This is a genomic window from Roseburia hominis A2-183 (assembly GCF_000225345.1).
GTDB lineage: Bacteria > Bacillota > Clostridia > Lachnospirales > Lachnospiraceae > Roseburia > Roseburia hominis.
Map to the genome: position 1 here is coordinate 1420026 of NC_015977.1, position 22545 is coordinate 1442570.

At 50.2% G+C, this 22545-nt stretch carries 22 protein-coding genes; 20 read left to right on the forward strand and 2 right to left on the reverse strand.

The window, feature by feature from the left end; all coding sequences use genetic code 11:
• Nucleotides 1-21 precede the first annotated feature (21 nt).
• The 10 genes from RHOM_RS06290 to RHOM_RS06330 all read left to right on the forward strand — a co-directional run bounded on the left by RHOM_RS06290 (nt 22) and on the right by RHOM_RS06330 (nt 11251).
• On the forward strand, nt 22-1398 hold the full coding sequence (locus RHOM_RS06290; protein WP_014079448.1) for a glycoside-pentoside-hexuronide (GPH):cation symporter: 1377 nt from the start codon (nt 22-24) through the stop codon (nt 1396-1398).
• Nucleotides 1399-3840: an alpha-galactosidase gene (locus RHOM_RS06295; protein WP_014079449.1), complete on the forward strand. Its 2442-nt coding sequence runs from the start codon at nt 1399-1401 to the stop codon at nt 3838-3840.
• Nucleotides 3803-5122, forward strand: a complete 1320-nt coding sequence (locus tag RHOM_RS06300; RefSeq protein WP_014079450.1) for an MBL fold metallo-hydrolase — start codon at nt 3803-3805, stop codon at nt 5120-5122. Before RHOM_RS06295 ends, RHOM_RS06300 begins: the two co-directional genes overlap by 38 nt.
• Nucleotides 5123-5192: 70 nt before the next feature.
• Nucleotides 5193-5516, forward strand: coding sequence for a hypothetical protein (locus tag RHOM_RS16490; RefSeq protein WP_052298518.1), 324 nt, complete (start codon nt 5193-5195; stop codon nt 5514-5516).
• A gap of 27 nt (nt 5517-5543) precedes the next feature.
• On the forward strand, nt 5544-5813 hold the full coding sequence (locus RHOM_RS16495) for an acyltransferase family protein (RefSeq protein WP_052298519.1): 270 nt from the start codon (nt 5544-5546) through the stop codon (nt 5811-5813).
• Complete coding sequence (locus tag RHOM_RS06310) at nt 5800-5925, forward strand: helix-turn-helix transcriptional regulator (RefSeq protein WP_014079451.1); 126 nt, start codon at nt 5800-5802, stop codon at nt 5923-5925. The genes RHOM_RS16495 and RHOM_RS06310 overlap by 14 nt, the downstream gene beginning before the upstream one ends.
• 211 nt (nt 5926-6136) lie before the next feature.
• The gene (locus tag RHOM_RS06315; protein ID WP_014079452.1) at nt 6137-6829 is read left to right on the forward strand and encodes a response regulator transcription factor; all 693 of its coding nucleotides are present in this window, start codon (nt 6137-6139) and stop codon (nt 6827-6829) included.
• The gene (locus RHOM_RS06320; protein ID WP_014079453.1) at nt 6826-7857 is read left to right on the forward strand and encodes a sensor histidine kinase; all 1032 of its coding nucleotides are present in this window, start codon (nt 6826-6828) and stop codon (nt 7855-7857) included. Before RHOM_RS06315 ends, RHOM_RS06320 begins: the two co-directional genes overlap by 4 nt.
• Nucleotides 7858-8078: 221 nt before the next feature.
• Nucleotides 8079-8744, forward strand: a complete 666-nt coding sequence (locus RHOM_RS06325; protein ID WP_014079454.1) for an ABC transporter ATP-binding protein — start codon at nt 8079-8081, stop codon at nt 8742-8744.
• 14 nt (nt 8745-8758) lie between these two features.
• Entirely contained in the window at nt 8759-11251 is a 2493-nt protein-coding gene (locus RHOM_RS06330; RefSeq protein WP_014079455.1) for an ABC transporter permease, read from the forward strand.
• Between the two features lie 256 nt (nt 11252-11507).
• On the opposite strand, the gene RHOM_RS06335 is transcribed toward RHOM_RS06330, so the two are convergent.
• On the reverse strand, nt 11508-12548 hold the full coding sequence (locus RHOM_RS06335; RefSeq protein WP_014079456.1) for a hypothetical protein: 1041 nt from the start codon (nt 12546-12548) through the stop codon (nt 11508-11510).
• A gap of 302 nt (nt 12549-12850) precedes the next feature.
• Here RHOM_RS06335 and RHOM_RS06340 point away from each other — a divergent pair, with 302 nt between their 5' ends.
• The 10 genes from RHOM_RS06340 (at nt 12851) to RHOM_RS16500 (ending at nt 20848) form a co-directional block, all read left to right on the forward strand.
• Complete coding sequence (locus tag RHOM_RS06340) at nt 12851-13075, forward strand: helix-turn-helix domain-containing protein (RefSeq protein ID WP_008368839.1); 225 nt, start codon at nt 12851-12853, stop codon at nt 13073-13075.
• Between the two features lie 146 nt (nt 13076-13221).
• The gene (locus tag RHOM_RS06345; protein ID WP_004614949.1) at nt 13222-13425 is read left to right on the forward strand and encodes a hypothetical protein; all 204 of its coding nucleotides are present in this window, start codon (nt 13222-13224) and stop codon (nt 13423-13425) included.
• Between the two features lie 286 nt (nt 13426-13711).
• Nucleotides 13712-14029 carry a DUF3847 domain-containing protein gene (locus tag RHOM_RS06350; protein ID WP_008816380.1) on the forward strand — a complete coding sequence of 106 codons (318 nt, stop codon included), beginning with the start codon at nt 13712-13714 and terminating at the stop codon, nt 14027-14029.
• 2 nt (nt 14030-14031) lie between these two features.
• Complete coding sequence (gene mobQ / locus RHOM_RS06355; RefSeq protein WP_074104019.1) at nt 14032-15504, forward strand: MobQ family relaxase; 1473 nt, start codon at nt 14032-14034, stop codon at nt 15502-15504.
• Nucleotides 15505-15551: 47 nt separating this feature from the next.
• Nucleotides 15552-16292, forward strand: coding sequence for a CHC2 zinc finger domain-containing protein (locus RHOM_RS06360; RefSeq protein WP_014079457.1), 741 nt, complete (start codon nt 15552-15554; stop codon nt 16290-16292).
• Complete coding sequence (locus RHOM_RS06365; protein WP_009321442.1) at nt 16177-17517, forward strand: virulence-associated E family protein; 1341 nt, start codon at nt 16177-16179, stop codon at nt 17515-17517. The genes RHOM_RS06360 and RHOM_RS06365 overlap by 116 nt, the downstream gene beginning before the upstream one ends.
• Before the next feature lie 270 nt (nt 17518-17787).
• Nucleotides 17788-17973, forward strand: coding sequence for a hypothetical protein (locus tag RHOM_RS06370; RefSeq protein WP_004849804.1), 186 nt, complete (start codon nt 17788-17790; stop codon nt 17971-17973).
• A gap of 107 nt (nt 17974-18080) precedes the next feature.
• A complete protein-coding gene (locus tag RHOM_RS06375) occupies nt 18081-19703 on the forward strand; it encodes a recombinase family protein (protein ID WP_014079459.1) in 1623 nt (540 codons plus the stop codon).
• 91 nt (nt 19704-19794) lie between these two features.
• Nucleotides 19795-19998 carry an AbrB/MazE/SpoVT family DNA-binding domain-containing protein gene (locus RHOM_RS06380; RefSeq protein ID WP_014079460.1) on the forward strand — a complete coding sequence of 68 codons (204 nt, stop codon included), beginning with the start codon at nt 19795-19797 and terminating at the stop codon, nt 19996-19998.
• Between the two features lie 334 nt (nt 19999-20332).
• Complete coding sequence (locus tag RHOM_RS16500) at nt 20333-20848, forward strand: GGDEF domain-containing protein (RefSeq protein WP_014079462.1); 516 nt, start codon at nt 20333-20335, stop codon at nt 20846-20848.
• A 112-nt stretch (nt 20849-20960) separates the two neighbouring features.
• Here RHOM_RS16500 and RHOM_RS06390 read toward each other — a convergent pair whose 3' ends face one another.
• On the reverse strand, nt 20961-22283 hold the full coding sequence (locus tag RHOM_RS06390) for an MATE family efflux transporter (RefSeq protein WP_014079464.1): 1323 nt from the start codon (nt 22281-22283) through the stop codon (nt 20961-20963).
• Nucleotides 22284-22545: the final 262 nt, after the last annotated feature.

Here is a 22545-nt window from a genome sequence, read left to right on the forward strand (position 1 = left end):
GGCGCAGAATTGGAGGATCACATGAAACTGACAGGAAAAGAAAAAGTCTCCTACGGACTTGGAGCAGTCGGAAAAGACATGGTGTACATGCTTTCCGCAAGTTACATACTGTATTATTATCAGGATATTCTCGGGGTGAGTGCGTTTGCAATGGGCGTGATCTTACTTGCAGCGCGTGTGTTTGACGCGTTCAACGATCCGATCATGGGTGTGGTGGTTGCCAAGACAAGGACGAGATGGGGAAAATTCCGCCCGTGGCTTTTGATCGGAACGATTTTAAATGCCATCATGCTCTACCTGATGTTCTCTGCACCGCCGGCACTCGACGGAGGCGGTCTGGTGGCCTATGCAGCAGTCACCTATGTGCTCTGGGGTGTGACGTACACGATGATGGATATCCCTTACTGGTCAATGATTCCGGCGTTTACCGAGGGCGGTAAAGAGCGTGAGGGACTTTCCACGATGGCGCGCTCCTGTGCGGGCGTCGGCTCTGCCATCATCACGATCATCACAATGTTATGTGTATACCGTCTTGGCGGCGGGGATGAGCGCGTGGGATTCAAGTGGTTTGCACTCATCATTGCAATCTTATTTGTACTTTTCACGACGATTACATGTGTCAACGTCAAGGAAAAATCTACGGTCAATGTGGATTCTCCGTCTGTGGGACAGATGTTCCGTGCACTGATTCAGAACGACCAGGCGATGACGGTCGTGATCACCATCGTTCTCATCAACTGTGCGGTCTATACGACCTCAAACCTTGTGATCTATTTCTTTAAATATGACTTCGGCGGCGAGGGCTGGTACAACAGCTACACCTTGTTTAATACGTTCGGCGGAGCGGTACAGATTCTGTCCATGATGATCTTATTCCCGCTGCTGCGCAAATTCATGGGAACGATCCAGGTGTTCTACACAGGATTTGCTATGGCAATCATCGGTTATGTGGTGCTTTTAGTACTGGCATTCACCAATATGTCCAACGTGATACTGCTGTTTATCCCGGGATTTTTCATCTTTGCAGCAAACGGCGTGCTGACAGTGCTGACGACGGTGTTCCTTGCCAATACCGTAGACTATGGACAGCTGAAAAATCACAGACGTGACGAGAGCGTGATCTTTTCCATGCAGACGTTCGTGGTCAAACTGGCGAGCGGCGTGGCGGCACTGATTGCATCGATCTGCTTACAGATCTGCAATCTGAGCAACGATACAACAGATACCGCAGCAGTTGCGACAGCTGCCACATCCTCGGTGGTAGGTCTGCGCATGACAATGACGATTCTTCCGATCATCTGCCTTCTGTGCGGCATTTTCATTTTCCACAAAAAGTATATTCTGACGGAGGAGAAGGTTGCCGAGATCGCAGAGCAGGTCAAGAAAGGGGCATACTAAATGATAAAAGCGGACGGACATATTTTTGTGCTGGAGACGGCGCATACGACATACTGCTTCCGGAGAATGGAGACAGGGCATTTGGAGCATCTGTATTACGGAAGGCACCTGACGCTGCCTGAGCATCCGGCGGAGTGTGATGTTGCTCCGCTGGTGGAGAAGCATACATTTGCACCGGGAAATACGAATCTCTGCGACGGGGAGCATCCGGCGTTCTCTCTGGAGGACATGCGGCTTGAGATGTCCTCCTACGGAAAAGGGGACATCCGCGAACCGTTTGTGGAGATCGTGCACGCGGATGGCAGCACCACTTCGGATTTCCGCTATGAAAGCTATGAGATCACAGAAAAGACGGCGGGGACAGAAAACGGAGATCTCCCGGGAGCTTACGACGAGAAGGGGGAGGCGCAGCGTCTCAGCGTAAGGCTGCGCGATCATTCCTATGATCTTGTGCTGGAACTTCATTATGATGTCTACGCAGAGTGCGATGCGATTGTGCGAAGCGCCGTTCTCTTCAATGAGAGCGGGGAGACGGTCCGTCTGAATCGCCTGATGAGCACCCAGATCGACTTTGATCCGGCAGAGTATGTTTTTACAACCTTTACCGGTGCGTGGGCGAGGGAGATGCACCGCTCCGATACGCGCATGGAGGCGGGAAAACATGTCAATGCGTCCTACACGGGAACCTCCTCCAGCCGTGCCAACCCGTTCGTCATGATTGCAAAGACGGATACGACGGAGGATACCGGAGAGTGTTATGGATGCAACCTCATCTACAGCGGCAATCACTATGAGGCGGCGGAAGTGAGCGGCTACGGCAAGATGCGCCTGACTGCCGGCATCAATCCGCAGTCATTTTCCTGGCTGCTGGCTCCGGGGGAGAACTTTGCGGCGCCGGAGGCGGTCATGGCGTATTCCTGCGAGGGCTACAATGGCATGAGCCAGTGCATGCATGCATTTGTGCGGGAGCACATCGTGCGTGGAGCGTTTAAGCACAAGGTGCGTCCGGTGCTGCTTAACAGCTGGGAGGCAGCCTATTTTGACATCAATGAGAGAAAGCTGCTTGCTCTGGCGAAGAAGGCAAAGGAAGCCGGCGTAGAACTTTTTGTGATGGACGACGGCTGGTTCGGCGAGCGCAATGATGACGCACATTCCCTGGGAGACTGGGAAGTCAACGAGAAGAAGCTTCCGGGAGGTCTTGCGGGACTTGGAAGAAAGATCAAGGCGCTCGGGCTGGATTTCGGTATCTGGGTGGAGCCGGAGATGGTGAATGTGAACAGTCATCTCTATCAGGCACATCCGGACTGGACGATCGAGATTCCGGGAAAACCGCACGCGGAGGGACGCAATCAGCGCATTCTGGATCTTACGAGAACGGAAGTGCAGGACTATATCATCGAGACGATGACGAATGTCTTTTCCTCGGCGGAGATCTCCTATGTCAAATGGGATATGAACCGGACGTTTACGGATTACTATTCCGGAGCGCTTCCGCCGGAGCGGCAGGGAGAGGTGGCACACCGCTATGTGCTGGGACTGTACCGGTGCATGAGAGAGCTTACCGCGCGTTTCCCGGACATTCTCTTTGAGGGATGCTCGGCGGGCGGCAACCGGTTCGATCTTGGAATTTTATCCTATTTTCCACAGATCTGGGCGTCGGATGACACGGATGCGCTCTGCCGGGCGGAGATTCAGACCGGCTATTCCTACGGCTATCCGATGTCCGTTGTGAGCGCCCATGTGTCGGCGTGCCCGAACCACCAGACGCTCCGCGTGACGCCGCTTGAGACACGGTTCGCCGTGGCGGCATTCGGCATCTGCGGCTATGAGTGCAATTTCTGCGATCTGTCCCGCGAGGATTTTGCGGCGGTAAAGGCACAGATCGCACTGTACAAACAGTGGCGGGAGGTATTGCAGAAGGGACGGTTTTACCGCGGACGCACATTCGGAGAGGGGGCACATGAAAGTGTACTCTCCCAGAGTGCGGGGAACCAGATGGAGTGGACCTGTGTGTCGGAAGACCAGACCCGTGCGGTCGGTATGCTCATGCAGAAGCTGGTCGTACCGAATACCCAGTATCACAGCTATCACGCGAAGGGATTAAAACCCGATGCGCGGTACCATTTCTATAACCGCAGCTTAAAATACAATATCAAGGATTTCGGGGATCTGGTCAATACCGTCTCCCCGGTACACATTAAGCAGGATTCGCTGGCGCTGGATCTGATCGCCAGATTTAAGAAGATGGACGGGGAGATCGAGGATTGCCATGTAGCCGGAGATATGTTAATGTATCATGGAGTGAAGCTTAAACAGGCGTTCGGCGGAACCGGATACAACAATGAGGTGCGGTATTTTCAGGATTTCGCTGCGCGCATGTATTTTATGGAAGAGGAAAAAGGACATGCAGACAGCGGGGAAGCAGAAGAAAAAGAGAGATAACAGCAGCAGAATCAGAAGCGGGGCAGCGGCACTTTGTGCGGCCCTGCTTCTTTTGCTGTCGGGATGCGGAGCGGCATCGGACGGGCAGGCGGTAAGGCAGCAGGCAGCACTGTCCGGAGGAACCTTGCAGGATGGTCAGATGTCGGAATTGCAGATGGCAGAGCAGCAGGAGAATGGCGGCTCACCGACAGAGGAGATGGCAGAGCCGGGGGAAGGACAGACGCCGGACGGAACGCTGTCGGTGACGTTTTTGGATGTCGGACAGGGCAATGCCGTTTTAGTGGAGCAGGGCGGAGCGTATATGCTGATCGACGGCGGCAACAGGGATTACTCCTCGTTTGTGGTAAGCTATCTGAAGGAACAGGGCGTGGAAGAACTCGCCTATGTGATCGCTTCTCACTACGATGCGGATCACTTAAACGGTGTGGTCGGCGCCCTGCACGCATTTTCCTGCGGGCAGGTGCTTGCTCCCGATTACGTGACGGATACCAGAGTCTATGAGTCGTTTGAGCGCGTGATAAAGGAGCAGGATATCGCACTTGCCTACCCGGCGGTGGGAGACACTTACACGCTTGGCGATGCCTCTTTTACGGTGGTCTGCCCAAAAGCCTATGATCCGAAGGAGGATAATGATAATTCCGTCGGAATCCGCCTTGTGTACGGCGACACCAGCTTTTTAATCTGCGGTGACGCCGGAAAAGCCGAAGAGCAGGCGATGCTTGACTCCGGCGTGACGCTGGAGTCGGACGTGTATCTGGCAAGTCATCACGGGAGTGAAGGGTCTTCCTCCGAAGCGTTTATGCGCGCCGTGTCGCCGTCGGCGGTTGTGATCAGTGCGGGTGCGGGGAACTCCTACGGCCATCCGACGCGCACGGTACTCGACCGGGTGAAGGCATGCGGGGCAGCGCTCTACCGGACGGATCTGCAGGGAACCATCACGGTCACAAGTGACGGAACCTCCCTTAGCTGGAGCGTGGACGCGACGCAGGATTACCGGGACGGGGATGAGGTCGCGGCAGGTGCTGCGGACACCACGGGAACATCCGGGGCGGCAGATACCGCAGGAAGCGCGGCACAGGCATCATCCGGGGGAGAGACTGCCGCGGGCGGCACAGCGGACGTGACAGGAGAATACGTGCTCAATACGAACACAAAGAAGTTTCACCGGTCATCCTGCTCGAGTGTTGCGCAGATGTCGCCGGAAAACAAGGCGGCATTCTCCGGAAGCAGGGAGGAACTGATTGCAGCCGGATATGATCCGTGCAAGAGATGTAATCCCTGACGGAATTCTGTCTGTACAACAGATGATAAGAGAAATGCAATGATTTTTAACAGAAAGCATAAAAAATGGAATGGAAAAAGACCGGTTGTATGCGTTTGGTGAAAAAGCTGCGCTGCCCGTTCTTTTTCTGCTTGTGATTCCCGTCTGGGGAGCTGCCCAGATCTTGAATACGCCGGTGATCTGTGTGTATCGTTTCGGAATATACGGCATCTGCTTCCTTCTGGGCTACTATGTCTTTTCCCATAAAAAAGTGACCGACCGGCTGGCGTGCGTGAGCGTCCCGCTTGCAACCGCGGCTGTGGTGCTGACAGTTTTTTATGTGCGGTATTATTTTGGGGAAAATTATGCAGAGGAGCCGGTGGTAAACAGTCCGTTTTCCATTTTGTATGGCTGAACGGTGTGTCTGGCAGTCCTGGGAGGAATGAAGCGCTGGGGCAACCGTACGTCGCGAAAGACAGCGTGGCTTTCTAAAAAGAGCTACGGACTGTATCTGTTCCACTATCTGGCACTCTCGGCGGCGGCATATTTTCTGGACCGCTACACCAAAGTTACGGGGGTTGCAGCCTACCTTTTGTCGGGAATTGCAGCCTATGCGGGCGGCTATCTTCTCTATGAGCTGATAAAAAGAATTCCGGTCATAAGATGGTGTGTGATTGGAGAGAAAAAGGAGAGGAAACATGTTCAAAGATAATCTGATGATGCTGCGGAAGATGCGTGGAATGACGCAGGAGGAACTGGCGGAGAAGATTGATGTGTCCAGGCAGACACTTTCCAAATACGAGACGGGAGTTTCCCATAGTTAAAGATACCACACCAAATATGATGAACCCACGCTTATACACTACCAGCTATAATAAACCGCAAGGACAGCAATTTGATGATACTGCTGTCCTTTCTTTTATAAAATTGCAGTACACATAAAAAAGCTGTAAAATGATAAATATATTTGTCCTTGTAACAATTCTCGGACATTTGCCTGTTATACTATCTGCAAAAAGCAAAGGAAGTGAGGATATGAAGCAGATTTTAATTGTCGAGGACGACAGTTTTTTGAATAAGATGGTGGCCTATAACCTGACCGCAGACGGCTATGGCGTGACTTCTGCCCTAAATGCCAGAACCGCAGCCGACGCCATCCGCCAGCGGGAATTTGATTTAGTGCTGCTGGACATCAACCTGCCGGACGGGAACGGCTTTGAGCTGTGCAAGCTAATAAAGCCTCAGCACCCGGACACCATCGTAATATTCCTGACCGCCAACGATCAGGAGAGCGACCAGATACGGGGTTATGAGGTGGGCGCGGTGGACTACATCACAAAGCCCTTTGTGATTGGGGCCTTGCAGCGGAAAATCAAAGCCATGTTCGCCATGCTGGAACACCACAAACCGGCCAAGGACATTTACGACGACGGGCGGTTGTTTCTGGACTTCTCGGAGCAGACGGCTTCCCTAAACGGCAAGCCCCTGACCCTATCCCCGATGGAGTACAAAATGCTGAACCTGTTCCGCAAAAATCCCCGGCAAGTGCTGACCCGTGGGCAGCTTTTGGAAAAGCTGTGGGATATAGATGAAAGGTTTGTGGACGAACACACCCTGACAACCTCCATCAGCCGGATTCGCAGCAAGATTGAATCTGATGGCGGCCCCCCCTACATCAAGACCGTTTACGGCATGGGCTATCAATGGACGGGAGGCGAGGCAAAATGAAGTTTCAAAACCTCTCGGTAAAGCGGCTGTTTGGCCGGGTGGCAATGGGGCTTGTCCTCTCCATGTCCGGGATCACCATAGCCCTGTTTTTTGTGACAAAACAGATTGCGGTGCTGCTGACGGGCGGGGCGCTGCTGCTGTGCGCCCTTGTGGGGATTTTTGTACTGACGCAGGCGTTTGGAAAGCGGCTGTCGCAGTTTACCGCTGACCTGTGCCAGACTTTAGACCACATGATCGCTGGGAATGAAGCGCCCCAGCGCCCAGAGGACAGCGAAACCCAGCTTGCTAGAATCGGACACCGGCTGGCAAGGCTTTACCAGATCATGCAGGAGAACCGCCGCCGGGTGGACGAGGAACGGCAGGAGTTACAGACCCTTGTATCAGATATTTCCCATCAGGTGAAAACGCCGGTGAGCAATCTGAAAATGGCGACGGACACCCTGCTGGAAAAGCCCATGACCGAGGCGGAGCGCACCGACTTTATCCGGGGAATCCGCAGCCAGACGGATAAGCTGGACTTTCTCTTTCAGGCCCTTGTAAAAACCTCCCGGCTGGAAACAGGCGTGATCCAGTTAGACAAGAAGCCGGGTCGCCTCTTTGATACCGTGGCGCAGGCCATGAGTGGGATTGTGTATGCAGCGGAGAAAAAGGAAATCGCTGTGTCCGTGGACTGCCCGGAGGATTTGACCGTTTTCCATGACAGCAAGTGGACATCCGAAGCCCTCTTTAACCTGCTGGACAATGCAGTGAAGTACACCCCGGCAGGCGGGAAAATCGCCGTGTCAGTGGTGCTGTGGGAAATGTATGTGGAGATCAAAGTAGTCGACACCGGCAAGGGCATTTCCGAAAGCAATCAGGCTGCCATCTTCCGGCGCTTCTATCGTGAGGAAGAAGTACACGAACAGCAGGGCGTGGGCATTGGCCTGTATCTGGCCCGCGAGATCGTAACGCGGCAAGGCGGCTATATCAAAGTGGTTTCGGAGCCGGGCAAGGGTTCAGAATTTTCCATTATGCTGCCGACAAAATAGAACGCGGCGGACGGCCATTTCCGGCTGCCCGCCGTAAGTCTTTTCGCAACAGTGTGCCGATAAAGCTGCCAGTGGCAGTTTTTCGGCGGAAATGTCCGAGCGTTGTAACATTTCACCCCCGATTTTCAATGAAATTTTTTGGCCGCTGTAACATTTCGCGGACATTTGGGTTTTACAATAGCCTTATCAACAGGCAGAAAGCCTTGAAAGGAGTTTTGAGTATGAGCGTTTTACAGGCGATTGATCTGAAAAAGTATTACGGCACAGAGCCGAACATTACCCGCGCCCTTGACGGTGTGAACTTCTCCGTGGAGGACGGCGAGTTTGTGGCCGTTGTGGGAACATCCGGCAGCGGCAAGTCCACCCTGCTTCACATGATGGGCGGGCTGGACACTCCCACCAGCGGAACCGTGATCGTCCGGGGCGAAGAACTGGCAAAGAAGAACGATGAACAGCTTACCATCTTTCGCCGCCGCAACATCGGCTTTATCTTCCAGAACTATAACCTTGTTCCTATTCTGAATGTGTATGAGAACATCGTCCTGCCGGTGGAGCTGGACGGGGACACGGTGGATCAGAAGTTTTTGGACGAGATCGTTCACCTGCTGGGGCTGGAAGATAAACTGAAAAATATGCCGAATAATCTTTCTGGCGGACAGCAGCAGCGTGTGGCGATTGCCCGCGCTCTGATTACCAAACCGGCTATTGTGCTGGCCGATGAGCCAACCGGTAACCTTGACAGCAAGACCAGCGCCGAGGTGCTGGGACTTATCAAGCGCACCAGCGCGGAGTTCCGGCAAACCGTTGTAATGATTACCCACAATGACGACATAGCCCGCCTTGCAGATCGGATTGTCCGCATTGAGGATGGCAGGATTGTGGAATAAGGAGGTGGCAAGCTATGACATGGCCTTTTGAAAATGATACCAGTGACATTGAAAAGAAGCTGGCAAAGCGCAGTTTGCATCGTGAACGGCAGCGTAATTTATTTGCAATCATTGCTCTTGTGCTAACTGCATTTATGATAACTGCGACATTCAGTATTGGTTTTAGTTACTTTGAAACCTACCAAATGCAACAAATTCGGTTAATGGGAACTACCGCTGATGTCGGAATCACAAATGTAACAGAAAATCAGTTGGTTGAAATTTCAAAATCAAACCTTGTCCTTGACGTAGGTATACAGCAGCGTTTAGGTAGTGTTGATACAGAACAACTGAGAAACGCAAGATTAGGTGTAGTATGGATAAATGATACAGAGTGGGAACACCACCGTCTTCCTACTATATCAGGTGTTGTAGGAAATTACCCATCAAGTAAAAACGAAATTATGCTACCTACATGGGTGCTTGAACAGATGGGCATTTCTGATCCGCAAATAGGGATGGAGATTGTGTTGTCATACCAAATTGGCGATAGCTATGATTATGTCACGGACACCTTTTTGCTGTCGGGCTACTATACGGACTACATTCCAGTGCGCACAAATAATCGTGGTTATGTTTATGTTTCATCCGCTTTTAAGGATAGCTTAAATGTATCACTGGATAATAGTGTTACGGCAATGATCCGTTTTCAAGGCAATGATAATGCTGACAAAAACTGTGAAAGATTGCGGCGTGAGATTGACTTTACAGAAGGGCAAACATTTGAAATTGTACCATTAGAACAGGCAAATGGTGGAACTATTATTTTAGCTGTAATAATTTTAGCAGTTTTTATATCCTTTAGCGGCTATCTGCTGATTTATAATATTCTTTATGTCTCTGTCATAAAAGATGTGCAATTCTATGGCCGTCTTAAAACGATTGGAACGACCCAAAGGCAGATAAAGAGAATTATCTATAAGCAGGCAATCAGAATCTCTTGTATTGGTATTCCGATTGGTCTGTTACTTGGTGCGGTTGTTTCCTTTGGCATTGTTCCTTACTTCCTGAATATGATGTATTCAACAAATTCTGATGTGGGAACAAAAGTATCTTTTTCGCCGTTTATTTTCATAGGAGCGGCCATATTTACGTTCATTACCGTTATGATTGCAAGCATGAAGCCCGCCAAAATTGCCGGAAGTGTTTCACCAATAGCAGCACTCCAATATACAGCAGCCAGCACAAAGAGTAGCGCCAGAAATTGTAGCAAAATGAAGTTGTCCAGAATGGCATGGAACAATGTCTTTCGTAATGCTAAGAGTACAACCCTTGTTTTTGCATCGCTTTTTTTCGGCCTTTCCTTGTTCCTTGTCGTCACAGGGCTATTACATGGTTTAAACCCGGAGAATTATGTGAGCCAATGGGGAGTAAGCGATTTTGCACTCACATATAGTATCCACGAAAGAGAAGATTTAATTTCCAGCGAAATGGTTTCAGAGGTTGGTCAGCTTGACGGCATTGAGAATTTGAGGTTGACCTATGCACCTTATCCTCAAGTAGTAGCAGATGTTGTATATGACGATGCTGTATTTCACGAGTTTCTTGCGTCATTAGACGGAGTAAACGGCATTGATTTTTCTGATCCGGCAAAATTAGAAAATTATCAGCAAAACTTTTTTAGTGGGGTTTTTGGAATTGACAGTGCATATTTGGAAGAAATCAATAAAACCTTAAACTTGCCTATTGACACGTCTGCCTTTGAACAAGGAAAGGTTGTGCTGCTGTCCAAAACAGTAGAAGACCTTATTCAGCCGGGGCAGGAAATAACAATCCAGACGCAGAACGGACAGCATTCCTTTATTGTAGCGAACGGTTATTTGAATGAAGGGTTTCGAGCAGGAGGAGGCAATGAGAGAGGGACGGCTCCTGATTTGTATATTAGTCAAACAGCTTTGAAAGAACTCTTTCCGCAATATAGAGTGTTCCGCGTGGCCTTTGATACGGATGGTCAACATGACGAAAGTATACTGCAAGAATTAAAGCAAATCACCGCATCACAAGCTAACATTGATATTATATCCCGATATGAACGGCGAGAAGAAATGCAGGAATATCTCATTACAGCAAAGGTTTTAGGAACAGGGTTGTCCGTGATCCTGCTGCTTGTTGGTGTCATGAACTTTGTCAATACAATGGTTGTCAATGTAAATACTCGGCGCTATGAATTAGCTGTTCTTGAAAGCATTGGAATGACAAAGCGACAAATCAAACGAATGCTATTTATGGAAGGTTTCTATTATTGGGGCGTTTCCCTTTCCCTTGCAGTCACCATTGGAACAGCAATCTTCATCTTGCTATATATGATTTTTAGTAAAGTGGCCTATTATGCTGTTTTCTCCTATCCATTTATCCCACTGGTGCTGGTGTCTGGACTGGTGTTGCTAATCTGCCTTATTGTGCCTATATGGGTCTACAAAACTGACGTTAACCTTCCAGTTGTGGAGCGATTGCGGTTGACAGAGTGAGTTTAATCAAATAGCAAAACATCCTTAGATCAATCATATCGAAGCGGAGCAGATTTTAGCTGCTCCGCTTCTTTAGTGTTTTTCAAAAAATTCTTTTGAAATGTCCGAGCTTTGTAACAATTCAGCCTGTTTTTTTGTCGAAATCAAAGGCACCTCGGACATTTATAGTTCTTCCAAAAGTTTGATGATAATATTACCATTCATGGAAGAAGCAATCTGTTATTGCAATAATGCGAAATTGACGATAGAAAGTTTTTCATATCTCGGTCAGCTCAACAATTACATTACTCTGCTGATACAGCCAGTCCGTAAATTCTTTCGGGCTGGCCGTTCCTGTTTTTACAGCCTTTTTTCTCTGCAAGGCTTCTTTCTTAAAGTCGGAAAAGGCAGCCTGTATTTTTTCCAGACGGTCAGCCGGAAAGCCTGCGGTATTCTTTACTCGGTTTATTTTGTTGCGCCAGTTCTGGCATTCATTTTTATAAAGCAGGTCATAGTTGTTTTCTCTTGCCCTCTCGTCAAATTCCCGCTTGTTTTGAAGCGCCTGTACTTTTCGGCACTTGTCGCTGCACAGCTCATACCGCTGGCTCTTTGCCAGAAAATATTTCCCGCAGACCTTGCACTGCCGGAAGCAAAGCCCCCAGTCATTCAGCCTGTTCAGATAATAGGTAATCAACGGGTAGAGGGACGCATAGGCAGACACACATTCTTCTGTGCGCCGGTTGTCCGGGAACCAGAGGTCAAGCCGGGTATCTTCTGACGGTGCGCCTTTGAAATAAAGGCTGCCAGTTTGAAAATGTTTCGGTTTTCCTGTTTCTCTGTCAAAGATCATGGTTTCGTTATGGAATACCCCGGTCAGGCTGCTCATTTTATCCATGAAGCGGTCACAGGCAGCGTTACGGTCACGGGGTTCTCTGGCAAGCAGATAGCTGTTCCAGATACGGAACGCTACATACATTTTCAGAGGATCGTTGCTAAGATATTTTCCCCAGAGAAATTCGCTTGCCGCCTGCTCCAGCTCCGGCTGTTTCCATCTGTTGGAGTGGAGGGCTTGCCGCAGCGGAGAAAGCCCATATAAGTTCCAATCTCTGTCCGTGTCACGCTCAAAGTTTATCAAAAAAGTTCCCAGTGGGCGTGTCATATCACAAAGCACCTCTGCGTTTTGGCTCCCGTTCAGCCGGAAGCGGATCTGCTGTTCTTCCCCAATCAAAATCCGCTCTTTCATTTTCTTCCTGTCCAGCGTCAGGACAAACAAAATCCTCTCAAAACATGGCTCATGCCGTATAAACTGATTCTCCATCCCTATCCCCTGCCTTTGTTTATGGTAATTATATAATTCGGTTATATCTGTTACACTCATGGTATCGCAGAAGCATTGTTTTGTCAAGGATAGTCCGCTATGATGATTGCAGTTGGTAATTTCGTGCCACACAGTACCTTGACAAGTGAATGACCGTCCAAAAGGGATATGACCGGCAGGAGAAGTGACGCATCCGGCGCACCAATGCAGGGAAACACCGCAGGAATGGGGCAGGAAAACGGCTTTTGGGGAGAACGGCAGCAGGAAGCATTTTAACCTATTTGATTTATGGGAGGAACAGAATGAACGATAAAAAGAGATTGAACAGCTACGAGGATTTACCGCTGGTTCTGGATGTGGCGGACATTCAGCGGATTATGGGAATTTCAAGAGCGAGCGCCTATGAGCTGGTACACACACCCGGCTTTCCAGCGTTCCGCAGGGGCAGACTTATCAAGGTCAGCAAAATTGCTTTCTTTGAATGGATGGCAAAAGGCTCCGAAACCGTACCGAGAAGCGACAAATAAGCGTGAGTTATCATTCCCTGACTGCAAATACTGCCGCACTTTACAAAGGGGTATACAGAGGGAAAAACCTTAAAAATGATACCGAAACGCTACACCAAAACAGCCTATCTGCGTACATCAGATAGAAACGGAGAAAGGAGCCGGTTATGGCAAGAATGAGTAACAAGCGGCGGTTGGAATGGTCTTTCTTCTTAAATGACCGCAGCCGTATCACTTACAACGAACTGTGCCGGAAATGCCAGCACGAATGTAAACAGAGCTTCCGGGCGGTTGTGGTTGACTGCCCGAAGTATCTTTCCAAGCGTTCCAAGAAAAAGGACAAGACTGCCGGAAACGGCAAAATCCCTTAGAAACTAAGGGCGCACTTCTATACATAGTCTAAAGACCATGTATCGTGCGTCCTGCGGAGCTTACCTCTGCCGCTGATAAAATCAGCAATCCGAGGTCTGCGTTCGCTTCGCTCCGACAAGGTGGCTACACCCCCTTGCGCCGCTAAAGCGGCTATCCCCTGTGTACCCGCCGCAAAGAGAAATCCGCTCTGCGGTTTTCCCTTTTCATCGGGTTTTATAGAAGCACTGACACACGGACTGTCTGCGGATGGTCTTTCTTTATCTTATCAGCAAAGGATGTGAGAACATGGAAAAATCTTTGGAACAGTTGAAGCAGGAATATGAAAAAACCACTGTCCTGCTGGAACAGGAAAAACGGAAAATGCAGCGTTTGAAAAACCGGCAGGCGTATCTGGAAAGCGGTTCCCGGAAACAGAGGACGCACCGGCTGATTACCCGTGGGGCAGCTATTGAGAGCATTGCACCACAGACAAAGGAGCTATCCGAAGCGGAATTTTATTCCCTCATGGAAAGCATTTTGAATCTGCCGCAGGCGGAGCATTTCATCCGGTCTGCCACAGAGAACCACGCCCGTATTTCCGGGCAGGAGAAAGGCGGTGACTAAGGATAGCACTTTATCATTTTTCAATCGCACAGATCAAGCGCAGCGCCGGTCAGAGCGCCATTGCCAGCGCAGCCTATCGAGCCGGGGAGCGTCTTTACAGCAGCTACTATGGAGAAGTCAGCGACTACACCAAAAAGGGCGGCGTGATCGCTTCGGAAATCATGCTGCCGCCCCATGCGCCGGAAATATATCTTGACCGGGCGACCCTCTGGAATGCTGTGGAGAACTGCGAGAAACATCCAAAAGCACAGCTTGCCTATTCCTTTGATATTGCCATGCAGAATGAATTGACGCTGGAAGAAAACATGGAGCTGGCGAGGAAGTTCGTACAGGAGCAGTTTGTGACAAAAGGCATGATTGCCGACCTTGCTTTTCACAGCCCGGAGAAAGAGGACGGCGGCATCCCTAACCCGCATTTTCATGTGATGACAACCATGCGCCCTTTGAACCCGGATGGCACATGGGGACAAAAACAGCGTCGGGAATATCTTCTTGATGAAGATGGAAACCGAATCCGGGATAAAAACGGCGATTATATGTTTAACGCTGTCCATACAACAGACTGGCATGAGCCGGAAACGCTGGAACACTGGCGGGAGCAGTGGGCGGCTGCCGTTAATACAAAATTTGAGGAAAAAGGGCTGGATGTGCGTATCGACCACCGTTCCTATGTGCGGCAGGGGCTTGACCTGATACCTACTGTCCACGAGGGAGCTAATGTCCGGCAGATGGAAGCAAAGGGCATCCGCACCGAGAAAGGGGAACTGAACCGCTGGATTAAAGCCACCAACCGGCTCATGCAGGATGTGAGGAAGAAGATCAAAGCCCTGTTTGTCTGGATGGCAGAGGTAAAAGAAGAACTTTCCAAACCGCAGACACCGAGCCTTGCCGACCTGTTGATCGCTTATTACAACCAGCGCAACGCAGGGGCATGGAGCAATAAAGCCAGAACCGGAAACTTAAAGCAGTTTGCCGAAGCCGTCAATTATCTGACGGAAAACAAGCTGCTCACATTAGAGGATTTGCAGGAGCGTCTTTCCTCTGTCAACGAAGAATTTGAAGCGTTAAGCGACTCCATGAAAAAGAAATCTGCCCGGATAAAGGAATTGCAGGAATTGATACGGGAGGGCGAGAATTACCAGCGGCTAAAACCTGTTCATACGGAATTGAACAATATCAAGTTTAAGAAACAGAGGGAGAAATTTGAAACATCCCACGATGCGGAGTTACGGCTGTTTTATGCCGCCCGCCGTATTTTGAAAGAAAAACTGGATGGAAAACCCATTGCCCTGAAAGCATGGAAACAGGAATACGCACAGTTAAAAACAGAGTATGCCGAACTGTCTCCGCAGCACAAGCCACTCCGGGAGGAAGTCATACGGCTACGGCAGGTGCAGAACGCCGTAGATACCGCACTGCGCCGGAGGGAGCAGCCACAGGCAGTACAGAGAAAGAAACATGAGATGGAGCTATGATATAACCGGCAGCTTTACCGCTACCAGTATTTTTATGGAGGGAGCATTTGAATGTATTTGAAGCGGTGAAACAGTCTGTTACCACCCGGCAGGCTGCTTCATTCTATGGAATCCGGGTGGGGAGAAACGGCATGGTCTGCTGTCCATTCCACAATGACCGCACGCCCAGCATGAAAGTGGACAGCCGCTTTTACTGCTTCGGCTGCGGGGCTTCCGGGGATGTGATCGACTTTGCCGCTTTGCTGCATGGATTGGGGAAACGGGAAGCTGCGGTCAGGCTTGCGGAGGACTTCGGCGTTTCCTATGAGAAATCCGGCAATGCGCCGCCAGATAGGAAGCGTCACAACAGGTCACAGCCCCGACAAAAATCAGCGGAGCAGAGATTTCAGGAAACGGAACGGTATTGTTTCCGGGTGCTATGCGATTATCTGCGCCTGCTGGAGCATTGGAAAACAGCACACGCCCCACAGCCGCAGGATGCCATCTGGCATCCTCTTTTTGTGGAAGCGTTGCAGAGGATAAGCTACACAGAATACCTTTTGGATATTTTGTTATACGGAGAAATAGAAGAAAAAGCGGCATTGATCGCCGCACAGGGAAAGGAGGTGTTGCGGCTTGAACAGCGAATTTCAGAGCTTGCCGCCGGAAACGCAGGAAGCGGTCAAAAGGACGATGGACACAATGGAACCGGCGCAGACACCGGCAGAAATCCGGGAAACATTAGAGGGGACGCAGAAAGGCGGCGTGAAGAACAGCATCCGAAACTGCCTGACGGTGTTCCAGCGTGACCCTCTGTTTCGCGGGGCGCTGCGCCTGAACCTTTTGACGGAGCAGATTGACATTGTGAAGCCGCTGGGCTGGGAGCGCACCAGTACCACGCTGACCGACATGGACATGAACTACCTGCTTTTGTATCTGGAAGAAAATTACGGGCTTACCAGCGAGAAAAAGGTGCAGAGCGCCATCAAGATTGTTGCCAATGAAAACCGCTACCATCCAGTCAGGGATTACCTGAACAGCCTGCAATGGGACGGCACAGAGCGCATCCGTTACGCCCTGCATCACTTTCTGGGAGCCGATACGGACGAATACACCTATGAAGCCTTGAAACTGTTCCTGATGGGAGCCATCCGGCGGGTATTCAGACCGGGGAGCAAGTTTGAGGTCATGCTCTGTCTGGTTGGTGGTCAGGGAGCCGGGAAATCTACCTTTTTCCGGCTGCTGGCAGGCAGGGACGAATGGTTTTCAGACGATTTGAAAAAGCTGGACGATGAAAATGTGTACCGCAAGCTGCAAGGGCATTGGATTATCGAGATGTCGGAGATGATTGCCACAGCCAACGCCAAGAGTATTGAGGAAATCAAGTCATTCTTAAGCCGCCAGAAAGAAACCTACAAAGTGCCGTATGAGACACATCCGGCAGACCGGCTGCGGCAATGTGTATTTGGAGGGACGACCAACCGGCAGGACTTTTTGCCCCGTGACCGCACCGGCAACCGGCGCTTTCTCCCCGTGACGGTGTACCCGGAACGGGCGGAGGTTCACATACTGGACGATGAAGCGGCGGCGAGGGCGTATATCGAACAGATGTGGGCGGAAGCCATGACGGTTTATCGCAGTGGGAAGTATAAGCTGTCATTCAGCATGGAAATGAACCGATACCTGAACGCCCACCAGCAGGACTTTATGCAGGAAGACACACAGGCCGGCATGATCTACGCCTATTTGGAGGACTACACCGGCGACAGGGTATGTTCCAAGCAGCTTTATGAGGAAGCGCTGGGGAACTTAAATTCCCCGGCAGACTGGGAGACACGGGCAATCTGCGAGATTATGAATACCGGCATTGCGGGCGGCATCATACAGGGCTGGGTAGCCTACAAAAGTCCGAAGCGGTATAAGAAATACGGTTCTCAAAAAGGCTGGGAGCGTGTCAACCAAGCTCCGCCGGAGGGGGACGGTTTTCAGGAAATCACGGAAGAAGAAGCCCGGCAAATGGAACTTCCATTCTGAAAAGCCACCGGTTGACAGTTTGGTTGACGCTTTGGTTGACAGCCGGTTGACGGGGAAAAGCCTGATATTTGGGGCATTTCTCTCCTTTGTCAACCATGTCAACCAAGAAATCAAAGAAAAAGTAAAAAGTAATAATAGAGCGCCTATGGATTGTTTTCAAAGTCTTTTCTGCCGGTTGACACGGTTTGGTTGACACGGAGACAGTCTGCGGCTGTACACCTGTCTGACATTCCCTTGTCGGGCATATTTCATTTATGGAGGTAACTGCCTATGGCAAAAAGCAAAAACGAGAGCAATAACAAAAACAGCGGCACCCTGCTTACCGAAAAAGACGGCACCCAGTATTTTGTCATGGGGAAAGTCCGTATCAAGGTATCGGAGCATTTCGCACAGGATGGGAAGCCGCTTGACAGCCTGCTGGAAGATGTGATCCAGCACGCTGCCGCCGCTTCCTGAAAAAATACGGAATAACGACTGTCAATCAGCCCACGCTTATGATATACTTGTACCAGCGAGTATTGTATAAGCGTGGGTTGTTTCTTTTAGAAGGAGGATTTTTAACCGTGAAACAACCATACAATACAACGATTTATAACACTGCACTATATTTGAGATTGAGCCGTGACGATGAATTACAGGGGGAAAGCGGCAGTATCCAGACCCAGCGCATGATGCTTAGACAGTATGCCGCAGAGCATGGGCTGACCGTTGTAGACGAGTACATTGACGACGGATGGAGTGGGACAAATTTCGAGCGTCCAAGTTTCCAAAGGATGATTGATGACATCGAAGACGGGAAAATCAACTGCGTTGTCACAAAGGACTTATCCCGTCTGGGAAGAAACTATATCCTGACCGGTCAGTACACGGAAATCTATTTCCCCAGCAAGGGAGTACGCTACATTGCTATCAATGACAATGTGGACACCATCAACGGAGAAAGCGAGCTTGCACCGTTCTTAAACATCCTGAATGAAATGCACGCCCGACAGACCAGCAAAAAGGTCAAGGCTGCCATGCACACAAGATTTGCCAATGGCGCACACTATGGAGCCTATGCACCGCTGGGCTATGTAAAAGACCCGGACAAAAAAGGTCATCTTCTGATCGACCCGGAAACACGCTGGATTGTAGAGAAGATTTTTGACCTTGCTGTACACGGGCGTGGAGCCGCCAGCATTACACGGATTCTGGTGGAGGAAAAAGTACCTACCCCCGGCTGGCTGAACTATGAAAGATACGGGACTTTCGCCAATATCTACGCCGGTGCGCCCGCAGAAAAAGCCTATGCGTGGACGATAGCACAGGTCAAGAGCATTTTGAAAGAGGAAACCTACATCGGTCACAGCATTCACAACAAGCAGAGCAACATTTCATTCAAGAACAAGAAAAAGGTGCGGAAGCCGCAGGAAGAATGGTATCGTGTGGAAAATACCCACGAAGCCATCATTTCTGAAGAAGTGTTCCAAAAAGTTCAGGAGCTGATTGCAAGCAGACGCAGGAAACGCAGAAACGGTACGACACAGATTTTCGCAGGATTGATAAAATGTGCAGACTGCGGATGGTCTTTAGCCTATGGGGAAAACAAGCAGAATAAGAACCCATACGGGTACTACCATTGCAGCAAGAACGGGCAGGGATTACGCCAGTGTTCCATGCACTATATCCGCTATGATGTACTGTATGCCTATGTGCTTGCAAGACTGCAATACTGGTCTATGCTGGCACAGAAAGACGAGGACAATCTGCTGAAACGCCTGCTCAATGCCAGCGACAGGGAAAGAAACTCTGCGAAGAAAAAGCAGGCTGCGGAGCTGAAAAAGGCAGAGAAGCGTAAAGCCGAGGTTGACGGGCTGTTTGCTAAAATGTATGAGGACTGGTCTGCCGGACGCATAACCGAGTATAACTTCAATATGCTGTCCGAGAAGTACCAGAACGAGCAAAAGGAGCTTGAAACAAAAATAAGACAGCTTCACGAAACGATGGAAGCCGCCGTACAGACCGCAGCGGATGCTGAAAAGTGGATTGCCCTGATGAAACAGTATGTCAACCCTGTGGAGCTGACCGCCGAACTTCTGAACACTCTAATTGAAAAAATAACCGTCCACGAAGCTGTCAAGGGCGAGGACGGAAGCCGTGAGCAGGAAGTAGAAATCTACTACCGCTTCATCGGCAAAATCGACTGACCTTTCTTTTTTACCCAACAATATCTTTAATTAAGGGAGACGGGAGAGTCCCTCCCGGATGTGGAGAAGAGCCGGCTGATCGCGGAGGTGTTTGCCGAAGGGAAAGCATGCGTTTGGAATGGTGAAGGTCGGTGAAAAAGGGCAGATTGTGATTCCTGCAAAGGCGAGAAAAATTTTTGACATAAAGCCGGGGGATGTATTGATGGTTCTGGGAGATGAAGAACAGGGAATTGCGCTGTTAAAGGAGCAGGATTTTATGGCGATGGTGCAGGCAATGCGGCATATGGAGACGTAAAATTGCGCAATCCGGTGCGCAGAGGATTGCAATATGTAAAATAACACAGGCGAGACCTTCCAGAGCGCAGGTCGGAAGTATTTGCGCTGGCGTCGGTGATTTATGTGCTTGGTTTTTTGCTTGAGGTGACATCGGCGGATCTTGGGAGTGTGTTTGCTTCGGTAAAAGTAGAATATTTCGGGGAACTTTTTCTGGTCATCGGGTTTACCTGATTTTTTGCGGAGTTTTGCCGCATTGCGCTGCCAAAAATCATTTACTGGTTTGAGTCGGCATTTTCGGTGTTCTCCATGTATCTGTTGTTTACCACGGAAGAGCTGGATGCTGTGTGCACTATATGGAATTCGATGAGATTCTGCGCGGACACGGGCAGCGGGTGCCGATCAAGGAAGCTCTTTTTGACGTGCGGGCAGAGCAGTTAAACGAGATGGGGGAGAATCAGGGATACCTCATCCGGGCGATTGATATGACGGAACACTATAACCGGCTGGATCAGGCGGAGATGTCTGCGCATGTGGATGCGCTGACCGGGCTCTGGGACAGAGAGCAGTTTAAGATTTCCATGCTTGATGAACTGTATCAGAACGGTGCCGGCACCATGTTTATGATGGATGTGGACAATTTTAAGGAGGTCAATGATCACTACGGACATGACATCGGCGACAAAGTGCTGCGGACACTCGGCACAGCAATCCGCGAGACCTGTCAGAATGAACATCTCTGTGGCAGGCTTGGCGGGGATGAGTTCTGCCTGTTTTTAAAGGGAATCACGGAGGAAGCAGAGATTCAGAAGTACGCAAAGAAAGTTGCGCGCTGTACAAGGAGAAGATTGCCCTGCTCCCGGATCACGTAAAGTCTTCCATGTCCATCGGTGCGGTGGTTGTTGACATCGGGAAGCATAATACTGCAAGAGATACGTTTGAGCAGGTTTACCGCAGCGCAGAGACGGTGTGACGCACGGCGCATCAGAGCAGTATTTTTGATCTGCGCAGCAGAAGAAAGCCCAGAATTCCGGTGAGGACATCGGAGACTGCCTGCGCGAGCAGAATTCCCATGTAGCCGAACAGGGAAGAAAAGAGCAGCATACACAACACGAGCAGCACGCCCTGGCGGCTGATGGACATCAGAAAAGCGGGAAGCGCCATGCCGGCTGCCTGGAACAGTGTGGTGAAGACTAAGATCATGCCGATCACAGGGGCGGTAATCATGAGACAACGGAGCATCAGGGCACCGGAGGCCACGATGACATCATCCTGCATGAAGATGCGGATGATGTGCGGAGCAAAAATACAGGCGGCGGCTGTGAAAACGAGCGCAATGAGAAGCTGCACGAGCAGATCAAAATGCAGAAACTGTTTCAGGCGTTCGCGGTTGTCTGCACCGTAGCAGTAGCCGAGGAGCGGCTGCGCGCCGAAGGCGAACCCGACCAGAATCAGCATGGTGATCATGTTGACTTTTAAGGCAATGCCAAGAGCGGCAACTTTATCAGAACCGTAAGGTAACAGAAAACGGTTGGTGAGGAGTACCGCAAAGCTCTGCATCAGGTTCGTGATGGAAGCCGGAATTCCGATCAGCAGAATGTCACGGACATGACCGGATGAAATATGCATTTCGCGGCAGGACATCGACAGATGCCCTGCCTTTTTGAATACAACCCACACGAGATAGCAGTCGGCAAGCAGATTGCTCAGGATGGTGGCAAGTGCGGCGCCGCCGGCACCCATATGCAGAGAGAAGATGAAAATGGGATCTAAAAGAATATTAAACACAGCGCCGATGACGGAACCAATCATGGCATCATTTGCCAGACCTTCTGTGCGGAGCAGATTCCCCGGGACAATATTAAAGATAATGGCAGGGCAGCCGAGAACCAGAAAGCGGTAATAGGCGCCGGCATAAGCGATGGTATCGTCCCTGGCACCCAGAAGATGCAGAATGGGTGTCTGAAAAAGCAGCATCAGAACGGCAACAGCAATGCCGAAGAAGATGGAGCCGAGAAGGCAGAAAGCACTGATCCGCCGCGCGGTGTCATAATCTTTTTTTCCGAAAAGTCTTGAGATGGCGGAACTTCCGCCAAGCCCGAAAATATCACCGAATGCAATCATGAGACTGAACACCGGGGCGCAGAGAGAGACGCCGGCGACGAGGCTGGTGTTCTGGGTCTTTGCAATAAACCATGTGTCGACCATATTGTATACAAGGCTGATGACCATGCCGAACACCACAGGCAGAGCCATCTTGAAATAGGCTTTCGGTACGGGCATTGTTTCAAATACATCATTGTTCATCTGAGAGTTCCTCCATTTCCTGTAACAGGATCAATGCTTAAAGTATATCATATTGATAGAAAAAAGGTGACGGGAAAATAAAAAGCTTCTTGACATTGCCACATTAGTGCAGTAAACTACTGACAAATAAATGAGAAATCGTTGAGCAAAAGGAGTACACTGTACGATTCTTCACAGAGAGCCTGGGGCGGTGGGAGCAGGCAGGATAGTATGGATGGAATGGATTTGCGAGAGCAAAGTGAAAGGCGGATAACAGCAGCCG

Excerpts from the sequence above, each read along its gene's own strand:
- RHOM_RS06310 (WP_014079451.1), top strand. The coding sequence starts at position 5,800 with ATGTTCAAAGATAATCTGATGATGCTGCGGAAGATGCGTGGAATGACG.
- RHOM_RS06350 (WP_008816380.1), top strand. The coding sequence starts at position 13,712 with ATGGAAAAATCTTTGGAACAGTTGAAGCAGGAATATGAAAAAACCACT.
- RHOM_RS06345 (WP_004614949.1), top strand. The coding sequence starts at position 13,222 with ATGGCAAGAATGAGTAACAAGCGGCGGTTGGAATGGTCTTTCTTCTTA.
- RHOM_RS06320 (WP_014079453.1), top strand. The coding sequence starts at position 6,826 with ATGAAGTTTCAAAACCTCTCGGTAAAGCGGCTGTTTGGCCGGGTGGCA.
- RHOM_RS06325 (WP_014079454.1), top strand. The coding sequence starts at position 8,079 with ATGAGCGTTTTACAGGCGATTGATCTGAAAAAGTATTACGGCACAGAG.
- RHOM_RS06335 (WP_014079456.1), bottom strand. The coding sequence starts at position 12,548 with ATGGAGAATCAGTTTATACGGCATGAGCCATGTTTTGAGAGGATTTTG.
- RHOM_RS16495 (WP_052298519.1), top strand. The coding sequence starts at position 5,544 with ATGAAGCGCTGGGGCAACCGTACGTCGCGAAAGACAGCGTGGCTTTCT.
- RHOM_RS06290 (WP_014079448.1), top strand. The coding sequence starts at position 22 with ATGAAACTGACAGGAAAAGAAAAAGTCTCCTACGGACTTGGAGCAGTC.
- RHOM_RS06330 (WP_014079455.1), top strand. The coding sequence starts at position 8,759 with ATGACATGGCCTTTTGAAAATGATACCAGTGACATTGAAAAGAAGCTG.
- RHOM_RS06390 (WP_014079464.1), bottom strand. The coding sequence starts at position 22,283 with ATGAACAATGATGTATTTGAAACAATGCCCGTACCGAAAGCCTATTTC.
- RHOM_RS06295 (WP_014079449.1), top strand. The coding sequence starts at position 1,399 with ATGATAAAAGCGGACGGACATATTTTTGTGCTGGAGACGGCGCATACG.
- RHOM_RS16490 (WP_052298518.1), top strand. The coding sequence starts at position 5,193 with ATGGAAAAAGACCGGTTGTATGCGTTTGGTGAAAAAGCTGCGCTGCCC.
- RHOM_RS16500 (WP_014079462.1), top strand. The coding sequence starts at position 20,333 with ATGGAATTCGATGAGATTCTGCGCGGACACGGGCAGCGGGTGCCGATC.
- RHOM_RS06340 (WP_008368839.1), top strand. The coding sequence starts at position 12,851 with ATGAACGATAAAAAGAGATTGAACAGCTACGAGGATTTACCGCTGGTT.
- RHOM_RS06365 (WP_009321442.1), top strand. The coding sequence starts at position 16,177 with ATGGACACAATGGAACCGGCGCAGACACCGGCAGAAATCCGGGAAACA.
- RHOM_RS06300 (WP_014079450.1), top strand. The coding sequence starts at position 3,803 with ATGCAGACAGCGGGGAAGCAGAAGAAAAAGAGAGATAACAGCAGCAGA.
- RHOM_RS06370 (WP_004849804.1), top strand. The coding sequence starts at position 17,788 with ATGGCAAAAAGCAAAAACGAGAGCAATAACAAAAACAGCGGCACCCTG.
- RHOM_RS06315 (WP_014079452.1), top strand. The coding sequence starts at position 6,137 with ATGAAGCAGATTTTAATTGTCGAGGACGACAGTTTTTTGAATAAGATG.